This is a genomic window from Mesorhizobium abyssinicae (assembly GCF_049887195.1).
GTDB classification, from domain to species: domain Bacteria; phylum Pseudomonadota; class Alphaproteobacteria; order Rhizobiales; family Rhizobiaceae; genus Mesorhizobium; species Mesorhizobium abyssinicae.
Map to the genome: position 1 here is coordinate 819,312 of NZ_JARAKC010000001.1, position 17,460 is coordinate 836,771.

16 protein-coding genes are annotated in these 17,460 nt (G+C 64.8%); 6 read left to right on the plus strand and 10 right to left on the minus strand.

The features are described from left to right. Position 1: 1 nt before the first annotated feature. From PU724_RS03810 to PU724_RS03840, 7 genes are all read right to left on the minus strand, one after another. Positions 2-1,549, minus strand: a complete 1,548-nt coding sequence (locus tag PU724_RS03810; protein ID WP_354419760.1) for an APC family permease — start codon at positions 1,547-1,549, stop codon at positions 2-4. A 302-nt stretch (positions 1,550-1,851) separates the two neighbouring features. Then, a complete protein-coding gene (locus PU724_RS03815) occupies positions 1,852-2,178 on the minus strand; it encodes a protamine-2 (modular protein) (protein WP_292247368.1) in 327 nt (108 codons plus the stop codon). 227 nt (positions 2,179-2,405) lie between these two features. Beyond that, positions 2,406-2,552 carry a hypothetical protein gene (locus tag PU724_RS03820; RefSeq protein ID WP_127282378.1) on the minus strand — a complete coding sequence of 49 codons (147 nt, stop codon included), beginning with the start codon at positions 2,550-2,552 and terminating at the stop codon, positions 2,406-2,408. A 28-nt stretch (positions 2,553-2,580) separates the two neighbouring features. Next, positions 2,581-2,835 carry a GlsB/YeaQ/YmgE family stress response membrane protein gene (locus tag PU724_RS03825; RefSeq protein ID WP_127282377.1) on the minus strand — a complete coding sequence of 85 codons (255 nt, stop codon included), beginning with the start codon at positions 2,833-2,835 and terminating at the stop codon, positions 2,581-2,583. A gap of 174 nt (positions 2,836-3,009) precedes the next feature. Then, positions 3,010-3,210, minus strand: coding sequence for a hypothetical protein (locus PU724_RS03830; RefSeq protein ID WP_127282376.1), 201 nt, complete (start codon positions 3,208-3,210; stop codon positions 3,010-3,012). Between the two features lie 18 nt (positions 3,211-3,228). Next, entirely contained in the window at positions 3,229-3,849 is a 621-nt protein-coding gene (locus PU724_RS03835; RefSeq protein ID WP_127282375.1) for a ribonuclease D, read from the minus strand. A gap of 88 nt (positions 3,850-3,937) precedes the next feature. Then, entirely contained in the window at positions 3,938-5,323 is a 1,386-nt protein-coding gene (locus tag PU724_RS03840) for a M20/M25/M40 family metallo-hydrolase (RefSeq protein ID WP_292100332.1), read from the minus strand. Positions 5,324-5,772: 449 nt separating this feature from the next. Between PU724_RS03840 and polA the strand changes: the two genes are divergently transcribed. Together polA and PU724_RS03850 are read left to right on the plus strand one after the other, a co-directional pair. Then, positions 5,773-8,736: a DNA polymerase I gene (polA, locus tag PU724_RS03845; RefSeq protein WP_354419762.1), complete on the plus strand. Its 2,964-nt coding sequence runs from the start codon at positions 5,773-5,775 to the stop codon at positions 8,734-8,736. 1 nt (position 8,737) lies between these two features. Beyond that, positions 8,738-9,367, plus strand: coding sequence for a LysE family translocator (locus tag PU724_RS03850; protein ID WP_354419764.1), 630 nt, complete (start codon positions 8,738-8,740; stop codon positions 9,365-9,367). Positions 9,368-9,522: 155 nt separating this feature from the next. On the opposite strand, the gene PU724_RS03855 is transcribed toward PU724_RS03850, so the two are convergent. Continuing rightward, positions 9,523-9,927, minus strand: a complete 405-nt coding sequence (locus tag PU724_RS03855; RefSeq protein ID WP_126058257.1) for a Fur family transcriptional regulator — start codon at positions 9,925-9,927, stop codon at positions 9,523-9,525. 232 nt (positions 9,928-10,159) lie between these two features. Here PU724_RS03855 and PU724_RS03860 point away from each other — a divergent pair, with 232 nt between their 5' ends. From PU724_RS03860 to PU724_RS03870, 3 genes are all read left to right on the plus strand, one after another. After that, positions 10,160-12,370 (plus strand): caspase family protein, encoded by a 2,211-nt coding sequence (locus tag PU724_RS03860; RefSeq protein ID WP_354419766.1) that lies wholly within the window; start codon positions 10,160-10,162, stop codon positions 12,368-12,370. A gap of 104 nt (positions 12,371-12,474) precedes the next feature. Then, complete coding sequence (locus PU724_RS03865; RefSeq protein ID WP_354419768.1) at positions 12,475-12,849, plus strand: hypothetical protein; 375 nt, start codon at positions 12,475-12,477, stop codon at positions 12,847-12,849. Then, complete coding sequence (locus tag PU724_RS03870; protein WP_354419770.1) at positions 12,846-13,571, plus strand: DUF4760 domain-containing protein; 726 nt, start codon at positions 12,846-12,848, stop codon at positions 13,569-13,571. Before PU724_RS03865 ends, PU724_RS03870 begins: the two co-directional genes overlap by 4 nt. A gap of 98 nt (positions 13,572-13,669) precedes the next feature. Here PU724_RS03870 and PU724_RS03875 read toward each other — a convergent pair whose 3' ends face one another. Then, complete coding sequence (locus PU724_RS03875) at positions 13,670-14,776, minus strand: trypsin-like serine peptidase (RefSeq protein WP_354419772.1); 1,107 nt, start codon at positions 14,774-14,776, stop codon at positions 13,670-13,672. A gap of 389 nt (positions 14,777-15,165) precedes the next feature. On the opposite strand from PU724_RS03875, the gene PU724_RS03880 reads away from it, so the two are divergent. Beyond that, on the plus strand, positions 15,166-16,260 hold the full coding sequence (locus PU724_RS03880; RefSeq protein WP_354419774.1) for a S1 family serine peptidase: 1,095 nt from the start codon (positions 15,166-15,168) through the stop codon (positions 16,258-16,260). A 75-nt stretch (positions 16,261-16,335) separates the two neighbouring features. On the opposite strand, the gene mgrA is transcribed toward PU724_RS03880, so the two are convergent. Beyond that, positions 16,336-17,382: an L-glyceraldehyde 3-phosphate reductase gene (gene mgrA, locus PU724_RS03885; protein WP_354419776.1), complete on the minus strand. Its 1,047-nt coding sequence runs from the start codon at positions 17,380-17,382 to the stop codon at positions 16,336-16,338. Between the last annotated feature and the right edge of the window lie 78 nt (positions 17,383-17,460).

Here is a 17,460-nt window from a genome sequence, read left to right on the forward strand (position 1 = left end):
TCTATTCCGCAGCCAGGTTCTTGCGACGCCACGCGCCGATGTAGATGACAGCCAGCGCGGCAACGACCGCGAAGACCCAGATCGCCGCCCAAACCTGCCAAACCGGAGCATTTGGCGGTGCCAGTTCGACGCGCGGCCATGCTATGTTGATGGTCTCGAACAGCAGCCAGACCAAGGCGGCGACGTTGACCGGCGTGCCGAGCGCGCCGAGACGCAACGAGCCCTCGGGGCGCCACTTGCCGCTGAGGCGGGCGTAGAGCGCCGCCGCCACGACCAGCAGGAACGTTATATAGAGGCCTGCGGTGCCGAAGCTGATCATCGTCCCGACAGCCCCTTCGTTGAAGCCGAGAAGCAGGCAGGCCGAGGCGATGAGCGTCATGGTCGTCATGGCGACCAGCGGAACCTTTCTGCCTTCGCTGACCGAAGCCAACTTCCGGGAGAACGGAAGCACGCCATCCCGGGCGAGACTGAAGATGACGCGGCCAAGATAGGCTTGCATGGAAATGCAGCAGGCGAAAAAGGTGATCGCCACCACCGCCAGAAACGGCATTCGCGACCAATCACCCAGCGAGGCGACCACCGTCGCCGTGACCGGATCCATTTCAGAGCCCGAGATCACGGCCTGGAGGTCACCGGTCGCCAGGATGACGGCAACGGCGACCAAAACCACCGCGATGCCAACGACCGCCGTGGCGGCAAGGATGGCACGCGGAACGTTCGCGCCCGCGCCGGTGGTCTCTTCGGCGACCGACGCGCTCGCATCGAAGCCGACGAAGGCCCAACCGCAGACGGCGAGCGTGGCAAGCGCGGTTCCGAGCGAGGTCGGAGCCCCCATCGAACTGAAGAGGACAGTGACATCGTGGGTTCGGAAGAACACCAGCAGCATCGAGCCGATGAGCATCGAAGCGATTATCTCGGCTGCGATGCCGAAGTTTACCGCCACGCGAACGACCTGGACGCCGCCGGCATTGACCAGCAGGGAAGCGAGCAGCACGCAGAACGAAAGCAGCATGTGCCCGCCCGGCGAGGGCTGAAGACCGAGCAACTGCGCGAACCACGGCGCCGCAAGGAACGCCACGGTGGCGAGCGCCGCCGATACGGCAACGAGGTATATGAGGCCTGTGAAGATGCCCGCGTCCGGGCCGATCAGCCGGCGCACCCACTGATAGGGCCCTCCTGCAATCGGGAACTCGGATGCGAGTTCCGCATAGACCACTGCCACCAGCACCTGGCCGACCAGGGACAGTACCAGCAGCCACACCCATACCGGCCCGGACAGGTTCATCCCGAGCCCGAAGATCGCATAAAGACCGACCACCGGTGCGACGGTGGCAACGCCGATAGAAAATGTCGAAAAGACGCCAAGTCCGCGCCGGAGCTGCTGTCGATAACCCAGCTCCTGCAACCGTGAAGCGTCCGAGCTCACTCGATCCAAAATCCCCTCCCTATCAATCGATAGTCTACCTATCATATGATAGGCTTGGATTGTTTTGTCAATCGGCTCACGACTCGCGAGGTCGCGATGCTTGCTTGCAGCAGCTCTTCTCAAGTCCGGTGAGGTACAGGGGCGCTTTCGCCGCTGGCCATCGACGCACTACGCCCAATGGATCCGCAGGACCTGTTGCGGCGGCCTTGATCTTAGGGGCGGGTCAAGTGGGATGAATTTGAAAACGATTGATAATCAAATACTTGCTGAGGGTCCGGCTTGGCGCTCGTCGCGGGCCGCGGCTGCCCTCCGGCGCCGCGTCCTGTTATCCGCCGCGCGTTGGCGGCGCGCTGCATGTTCCAACCGGCGAACGACACCTGCCCCGGCTGGGCAAACCGGCCGGAGCAGGAGCACGCCGCTAGCCGCTAAAGCCTGAACCAGATCCAGACGCGCCGGCGATGGCAGCGTCTGCGCAGCCGGCCATGCCGCCAGTAGGTGCGGCAGTAACGTCTCCAGGCACGCCGCCTTCTCCGCCGATGCCACCGATGCCAATGGCGATGCGAGACGGTCTGCACCTCCGCTTCGCTGCCATCGTCCTCCCAGGCCTGCTTGTCCTGCGCCTCGAGCTCATCGAGGATACCGCTTCTGGCGTCCGGAATGCCGGCCACGGCGTTGATGGGCCGAACCGCGCTGACAATTGCGGCCGCCCCCGCCACGCCCAGCATTCCCGTCAAGAATAATCGGCGATCCATGAAAACCTCCCAATCTGCCAATCAGTGAACCGAGGTCCACAAAAGGGAAGTAGCGCGGCGGTTGCAAAAGCCCAGGGGGTTCGCGCTGCGCCCAGAGAAGCGCCGCGACAGCCGAGGGGTGACAATGGAAATAGGGGACCGGGGCCGCCTCGCCGGAAACCCGGGAGGCGGCCCGACGAAAGCCGATGCGGCCGGTCAATCCGTCGGCGCCGGCTGCGCCGATCCGATCAATTCTGCTGGATCGAAATGCCCTTGTCGTCGATCTTGAGCTCGACGCCCTTCGGTCGCGTTTGCTCGCGGTAGACATAGACGCCGAGCGCGATGACCACGACCAGCAGCGCGCCGATGATCAGATAGAGTGTGTTCTGCTTCATGGCGCGCCCCTGGTGCCCACGGCAGGCATCAAGCCCGCTTCACCAGCTTGAGCAGCACCAGCAGGATCACCGCGCCGATGGTGGCGTGGATGATCGCGGCAAGCACGCCGCCGCCTACGGCGAACCCCAGCCTCGGGAACAGCCAGCCGGCGATAAGGGCGCCGACGATGCCGACGACGATGTTGCCGATCAAACCGAAGCCGAAGCCCTTGACGATGAGGCCGGCGAGCCAGCCGGCGATGGCGCCGATGATGATGAAGACGAGAAGGCTTTCGATACCCATTGAGCTTTCCTCTGAGCAGGAGGGCGACAGCGGAGCGCAAGTCCCCGAATCGGCCTCGATATCAACGGGTTCAGGCTAAGCCAAAGCAATCCCAGCCGCCAGCGACCGACCTCAAGCCCTTTCTTTGAGCAATTGCGGGACGGAAAACCGCCTCGCACTTTTCCTGGAATTGCTTTAGTCGTCATCGTCGCTTGCGGCAGGCCGCCAGCTGCTCGGCTCGACCTTCTTTTGCGTGGTGCTGTCAATATAGGTCCACCAGCCGCCGTCGCGATACTGCGCGACCGACTCGTTGATCACCCCATTGCCGTCCTTCCAGTAGACGGTGACCTTGGAGCCGTCGGTCGGCGCGGTTGATATCGGCTGTCTCTCCGCCATGTCGTCCTCCCACGGCCGTCAGCTATGGGCGAAGATATCCTCCTCGCCCCAGCCCATCAGGTCGAGTTTGGCACGCGTCGGCAGGAAGCGGAAGCAGGCGTCGGCCTCCTTCGTGCGGCCTTCGCGCGCCAGCCTGCCGGCCAGCACCTCGCGCAGCCGGTGCAGATAGAGCACGTCGGAGGCGGCATATTCGAGCTGCTCCGGCGACAGGGTCTCGGCTGCCCAGTCCGACGATTGCTGCACCTTCGACAGGGTCACCCCGAGAAGCTCGCCGCAAATGTCCTTCAGCCCGTGCCGGTCGGTATAGGTGCGGGTCAAGCGCGAGGCGATCTTGGTGCAGAACACCGGTTCCGCCATGACGCCGAAGGCGTTGTAGAGCACGGCGATGTCGAAGCGGCCGTAATGGAACAGTTTGGTGACGCTGCGGTTCCTGAGCAGGCTGACCAGGTTCGGCGCCTTCTTCTGGCCGGGCGCGATCTGGATCACGTCGGCGCTGCCGTCGCCGGGCGAGATCTGCACCACGCACAGCCTGTCGCGGTGCGGGTTGAGGCCAAGCGTCTCGGTGTCGATCGCCACCGCCCCGACATTGTAATGGGACAGGTCGGGCAAGTCGTTCTTGTGGAAGCGGATGTCGCTCATCATTGTCTCCGGATCGCGGCCTGGGCTGTTGGTTCGTCCTCGCTTCGATCCATCCAAAAATCAACAGAAAGTTGTCCTTCGCGCCGCCTCAGCGTGTCAGCGCGTCGAGAATGCGGGCCCAGGACCGCTGCCCCTTGTGGAAGGAGGTGAGCTCGTATTTCTCGTTGGGCGAGTGGATCCGGTCGTCGTCGAGGCCGAAACCGACCAGCAGGGATTCGATGCCGAGATAGGTCTGGAAATCGCCGACCACAGGGATCGAGCCGCCGCTGCCCGTGGTCACCGCCGGCTTCGGCCATTCATCCGACAGCGCCTCCTTGGCCTTGGCCAGGAATGGCGAGTCATAGGAAAGCTGGATCGCCGGCGAGCCGCCATGCGGGTGGAATTCGACCGAGCAATCGGCCGGAATGCGCTCCCTGACGAAAGCCTGGAACGCGGCGCGGATCTTCTCGGGGTCCTGCTTGTGGACGAGGCGGAACGACACCTTGGCCGAGGCCTCAGCCGCGATCACCGTCTTGAAGCCCTTGCCGGTATAGCCGCCGATGATGCCGTTGAACTCCGCCGTCGGCCGCGCCCAGGTCAGTTCGAGCACCGAACGTCCCTTTTCGCCCGACGGGATCGACAGGCCGATCGGCTCGAGGAAGCTCTCGGCGGTCTCGCCGAGCGTTTCCCACGACTTCAGCACCTGCGACGGCGTCTCCTCGACAGCGTCATAGAAGCCCGGGATGGTGATGCGCCCGTCCTTGTCGTGGATATCGGCCAGGATCCCGGCCAGAATGCGGATCGGATTGGCGGCAGCCCCGCCATAGAGCCCCGAATGCAGGTCGCGATCGGCCGCCTTCACGGTGACCTCTTCGCCGACCATGCCGCGCAGCGACACGCAGATGGAGGGCGTCTCGCGATCCCACATGCCGGTGTCGCAGACCAATGCGAAATCGGTCTTGAGCTCGGCGGCGTTGGCCGCCAGGAACGGCTTCAGCGACGGCGAGCCGGACTCCTCCTCGCCCTCGAACAGGATGGTGATGCGGCAAGGCAGGCCGCCATGCACCTGCTTCCAGGCGCGGCAGGCCTCGACGAAGGTCATCAACTGGCCCTTGTCGTCGGCCGAGCCCCGGCCGGTGATTACCTTGCGGCCGGGCTCGATCTCCTTGATCGCCGGCGCGAACGGATCGCTTTCCCACAATTCGATCGGATCGACCGGCTGCACGTCGTAATGGCCGTAGAACAGCACATGCGGCGCGCCCGCCGGCCCGTCGTGATGCGCCACCACCATCGGATGGCCGGGCGTGTCGCGCACGCTGGCGTCGAAGCCGATCAGCTTCAGCTCGGCCACCAGCCACGCCGCCGCCTTGCGGCAGTCGTCGGCATAGGCCGGATCGGTGGAGATCGACTTGATGCCGAGCAGCCCGAACAGCCGTTCCAGGCTCTGGTCGAGATTCTGGTCGAGACGATCGAGGACGGGGGAGATTCTGGACATTTTTTGGCCTTTCGATTTTGCGCCGACCCTAAAGGGACGAGCCGAAAACGAAAAGCCGGGAACGTTGGACCAAGCGCGTTTGGCTGCGGAAAAACATCCAGACCGGTATGTCGGACCTGAAGACAAAAAAAGAGCCGCCGTGGTGGAGGGGGAACCACGGCGGCCTTACTCGAAACGTTGCGGCAGCCCGGAGAGGGGGGATAGGCTGCCGCAGTTGTCCGGGATAGGCGGGGGACGGGCCTTGCTCCGGACTTCGGCGAAAACTGCCGATGACCCATATTTGGGTCTGTGAACGTGGCGATTCAAGGGCACCAGTATTACACTTTTGTAACATGCCCGTGAGTGGCCGGATCATTCGGCGGCAGCCTCTGTCAGCGTGTTGCCGGAACCGGTGGTTTCACCCGCCTTTGGCATGGACCGCGCCGTCTGGCCGCGCTATCCCTGCCGGCATGAAAAAAGGCGATCATCTCTTCCTCGTCGACGGCTCCGGCTACATTTTCCGCGCCTATCACGCGCTGCCGCCGCTCAATCGCAAATCCGACGGCTTGCCCACCAATGCCGTGCTCGGCTTCTGCAACATGGTGTGGAAGCTGATGCAGGATGCCCGCAACACCGATGTCGGCGTGGTGCCGACGCATTTCGCCGTAATCTTCGACTATTCCTCGAAGACCTTCCGCAACGATCTCTACCCCGAATACAAGGCCAACCGCTCGGCGCCGCCAGAGGACCTGATCCCGCAGTTCGGCCTGATCCGCCAGGCGACCACGGCTTTCAATCTTCCCTGCATCGAGATGGAGGGCTTCGAGGCCGACGACCTCATCGCCACTTATTGCCGGCTTGCCTGCGAGGCTGGCGGCGACACCACCATCATCTCCTCCGACAAGGATCTGATGCAGCTGGTCGGTCCCACGGTCGGCATGTACGACCCGATGAAGGACCGCCAGATCGGCATCCCCGAAGTGATCGAGAAATGGGGCGTGCCGCCGGAGAAGATGATCGACCTGCAGGCGCTCACCGGCGACTCGGTCGACAATGTGCCGGGCGTGCCCGGCATCGGGCCGAAGACGGCGGCGCAGCTTCTGGAGCAGTTCGGCGACCTCGACGCGCTGCTGGCGCGCGCCGCCGAGATCAAGCAGGAGAAGCGGCGGGAATCGATCATCGCCAATGCCGACAAGGCGCGCATCTCGCGCCAGCTGGTGACGCTGAAGAACGACGTGCCGGTCGCCGAGGGGCTCGGCGACTTCGAGCTGCATGCGCCGGATGGGCCGAAGCTGATCGGCTTCCTCAAGACCATGGAATTCACCACGCTGACCCGCCGCGTCGCCGAAGCGACCGGAACCGAGATCGGCGACGTCCAGGCCGCCGCCGTCACCATCGAGCGCGCCGATACCGCGCACGGACCCGATGTCGGAGCCGGCGCGCCGCCGGCAGCAGGGGCCGTGCCCGCCGGCAACGACGCCGACAAGCCAGCGCCGGCCATCAGGGCAGAGGACGCGCCGCCGCAGGGCGACACCCCTTCTCTGCTCTCGGCGCTTCGCCTGGAGCAGGCGGCGGCGCGCAAGATCGACACGTCGGCCTATGTCGCCATTCGCGATGCGGCGGCGCTGACGGCCTGGATCACCGAGGCACGGGAAGCCGGTGTCCTCGCCTTCGACACCGAGGCCAGCTCGCCCGACCCGATGCAGGCCGAGTTGATCGGCCTGTCCATGGCGGTCGCGCCCGGCCGCGCCGCCTATCTGCCGCTCGTCCACAAGAGCGGCACCGGCGACTTGCTGGGCGGCGGCATGCTGGAGAACCAGATCCCCGTCCGCGAGGCGTTGGCGCTGCTGAAGCCTCTCTTGCAGGACAGGTCCGTTCTCAAGATCGTGCAGGACCTGAAATACGACATCGTCGTGATGAGCCGCCACGGCATCGAGATCGGCCCATTCGACGACACGATGCTGATCTCCTATGTGCTTGACGCCGGCACGTCCGGCGGCCACGACCTGGCCGGCCTCTCGGAAAAATGGCTGGGCCATGCCCCGGCCTCCAAGAAGGAGCTTGCCGGATCGGGGAAAAGCGCCGTCGGCTTCGATCAGGTCGATATCGAGCGCGCGACCGCCTACGCGGCCGGGCAGGCCGATATCACGCTGAGGCTCTGGCAGGTGCTGAAGCCCAGGCTTGCCGCCAAGGGCCTGGTTTCCGTCTACGAGCGGCTGGAGCGGCCGCTGGTGCCGGTGCTGGCCCGGATGGAGCAGCGCGGCATCTCCGTCGACCGGCAGATCCTCTCCAGGCTGTCGGGAGAGCTGGCGCAGGGTGCGGCCCGCGTCGAGGAGGAGATCTACGGCATCGTCGGCGAGCGCATCAACATCGGCTCGCCCAAGCAGCTCGGCGACATTTTGTTCGGCAAGATGGGCCTGCCGGGCGGCTCGAAGACCAAGACCGGGCAATGGTCGACCTCGGCGCAGCTCCTGGAGGACCTTGCGGCCGAAGGCCATGAACTGCCGCGCAAGATCGTCGACTGGCGCCAGCTGACGAAACTGAAATCGACCTATACCGACGCGCTGCCTGGCTTCATCCATCCCGACACAAAACGCGTCCACACCTCCTATGCGCTGGCCGCGACGACAACGGGACGTCTCTCGTCCTCCGACCCCAATCTGCAGAACATCCCGGTGCGCACCGCCGAGGGGCGCAAGATCAGGACTGCCTTCATCGCTGAAAAGGGCCACAAGCTGGTCTCGGCCGACTACAGCCAGATCGAATTGCGGGTGCTCGCGCACGTAGCCGAGATCCCGCAACTCAAGCAGGCTTTCGCCGATGGCGCCGACATCCACGCCATCACCGCATCCGAGATGTTCAACGTGCCGGTCGAAGGCATGCCTTCCGAAGTGCGCCGCCGCGCCAAGGCGATCAATTTCGGCATCATCTACGGCATCTCGGCCTTCGGCCTCGCCAACCAGCTGTCGATCCCGCGCGAGGAGGCCGGCGCCTACATCAAGAAATATTTCGAGCGTTTCCCGGGCATCCGCGACTATATCGAGGCGACCAAGGCCTACGCCCGCGAGCACGGCTTTGTCGAAACCATATTCGGCCGCCGTATCCACTATCCGGAGATACGCTCGTCCAACCCGTCGATCCGCGCCTTCAACGAGCGAGCCTCGATCAACGCCAGGCTGCAGGGCACGGCAGCCGATATCATCCGCCGCGCCATGGTGCATATGGAGGAGGCGCTGGAGAAGGCCGGCCTGTCGGCCCGCATGCTGTTGCAGGTGCATGACGAGTTGATCTTCGAGACGGTGGAGCCCGAGGTCGAGGCGACGCTTCCCGTCGTGCGCCGGGTGATGGAGAACGCGCCGATGCCGGCAGTGTCGATGTCGGTGCCGCTGCATGTCGATGCGCGGGCCGCCAACAACTGGGACGAGGCGCATTGATGTGAACGCGTTGCTGCCGCCCTCGACAGCCACCGTCCTCTCCTTTTCGCTCGCATGCCTGCTGATCGAACTCACGCCGGGTCCGAACATGACCTATCTGGCGCTGATTTCCGCCAGCCAGGGACGCCGCGCCGGCTTTGCCACGGTGGCGGGTATCGCCTCGGGACTGGCGACCGTCGGCGCAGTCGCGGCCTTCGGCGTCGCCGAACTGATCCAGGCATCGCGGCCGCTCTACGAGGCACTTCGCTGGGCCGGGGTGCTGTTCCTTCTCTACCTCGCCTGGGAAGGCTGGACCGCGGGAACGGACGTCGTATCGAGCGCCGGCGGCGCGCACGGCAAGCATTTCATGCGCGGGCTCGTCACCAATCTCCTGAACCCCAAGGCGGCGGTCTTTTACGTCGCGGTGCTGCCGACCTTCGTCGACGCCTCACGGCCGGTCCTTTCCCAGACAGTCCTGCTCACCGCGGTCTATGTGGCGATCGCGACCGCTGTTCACGGCGTCATCGTCGTGCTGGCGGGGACGCTGGAACCGTTCCTCAACGATCCAAGAAGGGAGCGATTTGCCCGACGGCTGCTTTCCGCCCTGCTGGCGCTGGTCGCGTTCTGGTTCGCCTGGTCGACCGCGCGCTGATGCGATTCGCTCCGGGGTCTGTTGAGATTCAGGTCAGGCCGAGCCGAAAATGGTGGGTTCCGAGAACCGGAACGCAGCGAAATTGAAGTGCGTGAGCACCGGAAAAGCACGAGCCCGCCGTTTGCAGGCCGGCCTCACCTGAATATCAATAGACCCTAGGCCGCCTCGGCCCGGCACTTGGCGCATACACCGCGAAACTCGATTACCGCCTTCTTGGCGGCAAAGCCCGTCGAGCGCACCCATTCGTCCAGACGGTGGTCGACATCATGGTCGGACATCTCGGTCACCTGGCCGCATGTGTCGCAAATGGCGAAGGCGGTCATCGAATGGCTGTGGTCGTGCGGCTCGGCGCAGGCGACGAAGGAGTTGAGGCTCTCCAGCCGGTGCACGAAACCCGACTTCACCAGCGTGTCGAGGGCGCGATAGACCTGCAGCGGCGCGCGAAAGCCGCGTTCGCGCAGCTGGTCGAGCAACATATAGGCGCTGAGCGGTCCGCTGGCGGCCTCGAGCTTTTCGAGCACGCACAACTGGTTCTTCGTCAGCACATCCCTTGCCGCCATGGTCCTGCTTCCAGTCTGCTTGCGCCGTCCGCGCGCCATTTGCGCATGCAAGTGGCCTGAATTCCACTGAGATAGCGACGAACCGTCTCTTTTGCCACTGTTTCCGTCGCCATCGACGGCACCACTTGGGTGATTGGTCATCGGCATCGCGCAACCAGCCTTCAAAATACTGACAAAATCATCGACGAGGGTTACCACTGCTTGCGAATTCGATCGGACTTGGGGGGCATCCATGATCAGATTGACACGCCGGACGCTGCTTGTCGGCGCCTCCGCGCTGACGGCTGTGGGGACGTTGTCGTTCCGTGCGCTTGCCGCCCAGCGCACCTATCACGCCCTACTGGTCGCTTGCACCGACTATCCGAACCTGCCGAAGAAGAACTGGCTGATCGGGCCGAAGAACGATGCCGGCCTGGTGCGCGACTACCTCCTGAGGAACACCCCAGCCCCGGTGAAGTTCGCGCCCGAGAACGTCACCCTGCTTGCCAAGGATGTCGACGGCGCAGCGGGCCTGCCGACGCACGCGGCGATCAAGGCGGCGCTGGCCACCCTCGCTGCCAGGGTCAAGCGCGACGACTTCGTCTATCTGCATCTGTCCGGCCATGGCGCCCAGCAGCCCGAGGCGACCAAGGGCGACGAGACCGACGGCCTCGACGAGATCTTCCTTCCCGTCGACATCGAGAAATGGGTCAACCGCGAGGCCGGCGTGCCCAACGCGCTCGTCGACAATGAGGTCGGCGCCGCGCTCGACACCATCCGCGACAAGGGCGCTTTCGTCTGGGTGGTGTTCGACTGCTGCCATTCCGGCACGGCGACACGCGCCGCCGAGGTCGACGACGAGATGGAGCGCAAGGTCGAGTTTGCCGATCTGGTCGGCGGCGGCGAGGCCGAACGGGCAGCCGCGGTGAAGCTTTATGACGGCATCGCGGCGACCGCGACGCGCGGCTTCGACGAGAACGGCCAGCGCAAGCCCGCCTTCAACCTGGCGCCGACCGGCGCCGAATCGACCACCAAGGGCAAGCTGGTCGCCTTCTATGCCGCGCAGACCGTCGAGACGACGCCGGAGATGCCGCTGCCCAAGGGCACCGCCGATGCGCCGCGCTTCGGCCTGTTCACCTTCACCATCCTGTCCAAGCTGGCCGAGAACCCCAACGTCACCTACCGCCAGCTCGGCCAGGCGGTGCTGCAGCAATATTCGGCCGACAGCCGCACGCGCCCGACGCCGCTCTTCGAAGGCGAGCTCGATGCGCGCGTCTTTGGCACCGACAGGACCGACGCGGTCATGCAATGGCCGCTGGTCGTCAAGGACGATGCGGCGACGATCGGCGCCGGGCTGCTGCAACGGCTGACCCCCGGCAGCAAGCTCGCCATCCTGCCTTCGGCCCTGTCGCAACTGTCTGAAGCGCTCGGCTATGTCGAGGTGCAGTCGGCCAGGAACCTGGAGAGCTGGGTGAAGCCGGTTGAGCTCGACGGCAAGCCAGCGCTGACGCTGGCCGCTATCCCGGCCAACGCCTATGCGCGCGTCGCCGAGCTCGCGGTCGACTACAAGCTCGTGGTGGCGCGGCCGGCGGCAACCGACGGCCTCGACAAGGAGACCGCGCTGGTCAATTCGGTTCTGGACGAACTGGTGGCCAGGGAGAAATCCGGCTTCCATGTCGAGCTGGTCGCGCCCGGCAAGAGCGCCGATCTGCGGCTGGCGGTGCTGCGCGAGAACGCGATCGCCGGCGCCGCGGCCGCTGCCACCGACAAGCCGGCGCTGTGGTTCCTGCCGGCTTCCGGCGATGTGAAGGACGGCGGCAGGCCGCCGCTGATCATCATTCACCCGGATGATCGCGCCAAGCTGGTCGATGCGACGGCGAAGAACCTGACAACCATCTTCCGCGCCACCGGCCTTTCCAGGCTGGCCGCCGCGTCCGACTACCGGCCGGAAGAGGTCAGCGTCGAGTTCGAGATCAGGCGCCAGGGCGGCGACGCACTGGAGCCGCTGCAGGCCTCGACCGTGCCGCGCGTCTCGCCGGGCGACGAGGTGCATATCAGGGCCAGGAACGATTCCGACAAATATGTCGACATCAACGTGCTCTATGTCGGCAGCGACTATTCCATCACCCATATCGTCGCCGAGCGGCTGGCGCCCGCCAACGGCTCGCCGGACGCCGGCTTGCGGGAAGGGCTGCTGGCCTTCACCAACACCAGCTTCGGCATGGAGCGGATGGTCGCCGTGCTGACCGAGGCACCGCCGCAGAGCGAGAAGGAGGATCTGAGCTTCCTGGCGCAGGACGGAGTGCCCTCGGCCACTCGCGCGGTCGGCGGCTCCGGCTTCTCCGACATGCTCGCCGATATCGGCATGGCGCCTTCGACACGCTCGGTGATGAAGCTTGCCGACAGGAGCGGCCCAAAGGGCGCGGTGATGATTTTTCCGATGGAGACAGTGCCGCGCGCCTGAGCGCAGGCCGCCGCAAAAGCCTGTCGCAACCGCTGCATCGGCTCTTGCGCGACCGGCCTTGTGCGTGGACATTCTGGCGCGGCGCGGAAAGGATGAGGACGCTTGTGAGAACCAACGTGCATTACTGGCTCGGAGCGGGCCTTCTTGTCGCGGCGCTGCCGCTCCCCCATGCCTGGGCGGAGGAGAGCTGCGGCCTCTGCGCCAAGCAGATCGTCACCAATTCCGAACTGGCGGGCTGCTTTCTCGACCAGTACGACCAGATCGCCAAGACCGGCAACGAGGCCGTCGTGGTCGATCTCAGCGACTGCGCCTCGCGTGGCGTGGTCGAGGCCCTGCCGTCGCCGAACAAGGCACCGGCCGAACCGGACGTGCAGTTCATGATCTCGCGCCCACAGCTCGACTGCCTGAAAAGGAAGCTTGAGGCGCCGGGCATCGTGCTCGACCCGACCGCCACCATCGATCTGGACAGCTGCCGATGAAGAAGCCGGGGGGCAAGGTGACAGAACAAGTAGTGCCTGCGACGGCGTTGACGACGCCCGAGCCGCCGCCGGCCAAGAAGGCCGAGGCGCTGCCGGAAACCACCGAGGGTTTCCCGTGGCCGAGCAGCCACGAGATCAAGAAGGAATCGAACCCCTTCACCGATCGCGACTGGCGCATGCTGGCCTACGCCTGGTCGGGCCTTTTGGTGCGGCTTGTGATCATCTTCACGCTTCTGTTCTCCGTCTTCCAGTTCCTGGCCAACCAGGAGCAGAAGCGCGTCGAGCAGACGATGGCGCTGGTCGAACTTTGGGAAAGCAATGACTTGCAGCAGGCGCAACGCGCGCTCAAGGAGCGGCTGGCGGCGCTGAACACCAAATACGACAATCTGCTTGGCGCCAATCCGACGCCGACCGAGGAGCAGGTTTTCAGGCAGCGCATCGGCATCGAGGCGATGACCGGCGATGGCGGGACCATGCCGCTTGCCGATTTCAGCGATCACTTCGACCGCATCGTCTATTTCCTCAACCGCCTTTCCATCTGCGTCGAGAGCGACCTCTGTTCGCGCAAGGTGGCCGACGCCTATTTCCGCGACTATGCCGTTTCCTTCTGGAGTTATTTTGCCGGCTATATAGACAAGCAGCGCAAGGCCGGCTCCGCCAACTTCGCCTCGGCGATCGAGACCTATGTGCGCCAGGAGCAGCCCGAGGCGCCGTCCAAATAATGGCGGAGCGATCGGCGGCCCGGATGTGAAAAACCGGCAGTGGGATCGACCCTACCGCCGGTTGTTCGATCGCTCCTATCGGCGGGTCGGAACAAGCCTCATTTGTAGAGGCTGTTGATCCACTCGATATTGGCGGCGTTGAGCCTGACCGCGGTGTTGGCGTCCGGGCTTTCGGCGACGTTCACGCCGGTGATCACACGCTGCTTCGCGGCATTGTCATAGGCGTAGACCGAGCTGCCGCTCGAGCCCGGGAACGTATCGCAATCGTACTGGAAATAGTCCGTGCCGATGTTTTCGGCATGCACTTCGCAGCTTGCCTTCCACATCGTGCCCATCGGCTTGTCGCCGGGATAGCCGACGATGTTGGCGGTGAAGTCGCCCAGATCCTCGTAATTGGCATAGCCCAGCCAGCCGAGATTGGTGCCGACATCCTGCTTCAGCGTGACGATGCCGAGATCCCACGGCACGACCGAGCCGTAGAAACCCTGGTAGTTGTCGATGAAGCCCTGCAGGACATAGGCGCTTTCATAGGTGAAGGCGCCGAACGGCGCATCGTCGGCGGTGCTGCCATTGAGGCCCGGCACGAACAGGTATTCGTCGAGCCAGGCGCCATCCTCATGGCTGTAGAGGCAGTGCGCCGCGGTAAGCACGGTGCGCGGACCGATCAGCGTCGCCGAGCAGCTGCCGAACTTGCCGGTCTTGGGTGACTTGGCCTCGAGATAGCCGATGGCCGAGAACGGATAGGTCTTGGTGTTCTTGACCTGCTCGCGGTCGTCTGTGCCGAACACCTGGCGGCCGGTTTCGCCTTCCGTCAGCCCGGGGTCTCCGGTGTTCTGCGGACCCGAAGCGTCAGACCCCTGCCCGTCCGCCGGCTTGTTCAGTTCCTCGATGATCAGTTCCTTCAGCGCCTCGTTCGCCTCGATCTTGATCTCCTTGCCGTCGGCGGAACGTCCGACGATGCCATAGGACTTGACCGCCGCGTCCTCGTCGGCGAGCGGCGCGGCGCGGCTGGCCTCGTCCTCGGTCAGTTTCGGCGGCGCGATCGGCTTTGCCCGGCCCGGTTTGTAGTCGCCCGATCCCGCATCGCGCATGCTTTCGCCGTTGCCGGCATTGGCGGCGCCGGGATCGGCGGCGAAGGCGGGCACCAGCCACATCGCGGTGGAAAGAAACGCGGACGCAATGATGGTGTTCGTCAGTTTTGTCACGGTGAGACTCTCCCAAAAGTCAGCAAGGACTGGATCAAGATACAGAAATATTGTCGAGATCGTGGTGGCGCCGAAGCCAGGCTTGAAAACCCGGGCACCAGATCATTACTCGCGCGATCAAATGAGGCCCCCGCCAAAAACACCCGCGCGATATACTGCCTAAAATATTCCAACATTGGCAATGACAAATCGCTTCCACGTAGCCCGTGGGGGGCTATAGGTTTGAGCGGGTTCTGCTCGCGGGCACGATTAGCAGAAGTGGCACTCGGTTTTATGACCGGTTTGCGCGCCGATCTGGGTTGCGCGTGGCCGGTCGTTCAAAACCGGTGCCTCGGGCAGCGGATCATGCGCCGGGCCGGCCTGTTCGGGAACGTTCTTCTCAGGAGGTCATGGTGAACATCATCCATCGGTTCAGGCCGCTCGCCACAGCACTGCTGGCCGGCATGGCGGCGCTCGCGACGCTCAACGCCATCCACGCGACCGATGGGCCCGCACGGCCGGAAGCAGCAGTCTCGCCAATGAAGCGCGTCGCCGAAGCAAGGGCGAAGGCCAAGGCCGAGAACCCCGACGGCGCCGATCGCGTCTATGGCGGCAAGGAGGCCGAGAAAGGCGCTTTTCCTTTCCAGGTGGCGCTGCTGACAAGCGACAGGCTGGACGCCAGCCCGGCCTCGCAGCCGGACGCCCAGTTCTGCGGCGGCAGCCTGATCGCGCCGCAATGGGTGCTGACGGCCGCGCACTGCCTCGTCGACAACGGCCGGCCGATCCCGGCGGGCGCGGTCACCGTGCTGACCGGCGCCACCGATCTCGGAGAAGGCAAGCGCTACAAGGCGGCGGAGGTCATCGTCAACGAAGGCTATAGCGAGCAGACGATGGACAACGACCTCGGCCTGATCCGGCTGGCCGAGCCGGCGGACGCGCCGACGATCAAGGTCGCCCACGAGGCAACGCCAGACAGCGGCAAGACCACGGTCACCGGCTGGGGCAAGATGCAGGACGGCACCTTCCCGACGGCACTGATGGTCGCCGACCTCGACCTGCAGCCGAACGCGACCTGCAACAGGGGCATCAAGGACATCTACGCGCGCGACCTGAAGACAGCACTTGGCGACCTCTCCCACCGCATGCGCTACTCCGAAAAAGGCATCGACGCGGCCGCCAGCGCCATTGCCGCCGACATGTCGGATCCGCTGACCGGCAACATGATCTGCGCCGGCACCGCCAGCGGCGAGCGCGATGCCTGCAATGGCGACAGCGGCGGGCCGCTGTTCATGACCGGTGCCGACGGCCCGGTCCAGATTGGCGTCGTTTCCTGGGGCGAAGGGCCGAATGACGGCAGTGCGGCCTGCGGCCACAAGAACGCCTACGGCATCTATACGCGGCTGGCCAATTACAGCGGCTGGATCGAGGAGAAGATGAAGACCACGCCGGCGCCGGCAAAGCCCGAGGCCGGTGTCGGTACCGCTCAGAAGCCGGCCAAGCCCTGAGCCTCCCGCCTCTCTCAATACAAAAACGGCGGGCAAAGCCCGCCGTTTTTTTCATGCCATGGCTGCCGACGCCATCTACTTGCGCGGCGGACCCTTGCGCTCCGCCGAGGCCGCCCACAGATTGATGTCGGCCTCGCGCGCGTAGCTGTCGATCTCGGCCAGTTCCGCATCGCTGAAGTCGAGAGCCTTCAGCGCGCCGACGCAATCCTCGACCTGTTCCGGGCGGCTGGCGCCGATCAGCGCCGAGGTGACCCGGCCCCTGCGCAGCACCCAGGCCAGCGCCATCTGCGCCAGCGTCTGGCCGCGGCGCCCGGCAATGGCGTTCAGCGCCTTGATGTTGGTGATCGTCTTGTCGTTGATGAAGGCGGGCCTGAGCGACTTGCCCTGCGAGGCGCGGCTGCCCTCGGGGATGCCACCCAGATATTTGTTGGTCAGCATGCCTTGCGCCAGCGGCGAGAACACGATCGAGCCGACGCCGAGCCCTTCCAGCGTGTCGAGCAGCCCGTCCTCCTCGACCCAGCGGTTGAGCATCGAATAGCTTGGCTGGTGAATGATGCAAGGCGTGCCGAGCTGCTTCAATATGTCGGCCGCCTCACGCGTACGCTGCGAATTGTAGGACGAGATGCCGGCATAGAGCGCCTTGCCCGAGCGCACCGCATGGTCGAGCGCGCCCATCGTTTCTTCCAGCGGCGTGTCGGGGTCGAAACGGTGCGAATAGAAGATGTCGACATAGTCGAGCCCCATCCGCTTCAGGCTCTGGTCGAGGCTGGCCAGCACATATTTGCGCCCGCCCCACTCGCCATACGGCCCCGGCCACATCTCGTAGCCGGCCTTGGTCGAGATGATCAGCTCGTCGCGATAGGCGGCGAAATCGGTGCGCAGGATTTCACCGAAAGCGGTCTCCGCCGAGCCCGGCGGCGGCCCGTAGTTGTTGGCGAGGTCGAAATGGGTGATGCCGAGGTCGAACGCCTTGCGCACGATCGCCTGCTTGGTCTTGTGCGGCGTGTCATTGCCGAAATTGTGCCACAGCCCGAGCGAGATCGCGGGCAGCTTCAGCCCAGACCGCCCACAGCGGTTGTAGAGCATTTTCTCGTAGCGGTTTTCGGCGGCGACATAGGGCATGGGAAATCCTCGGATCTGAACGGATCGGCATGGTTCACCGCAACGCGCTGACCATGCCCTGCGGCCCACCCTTTACCC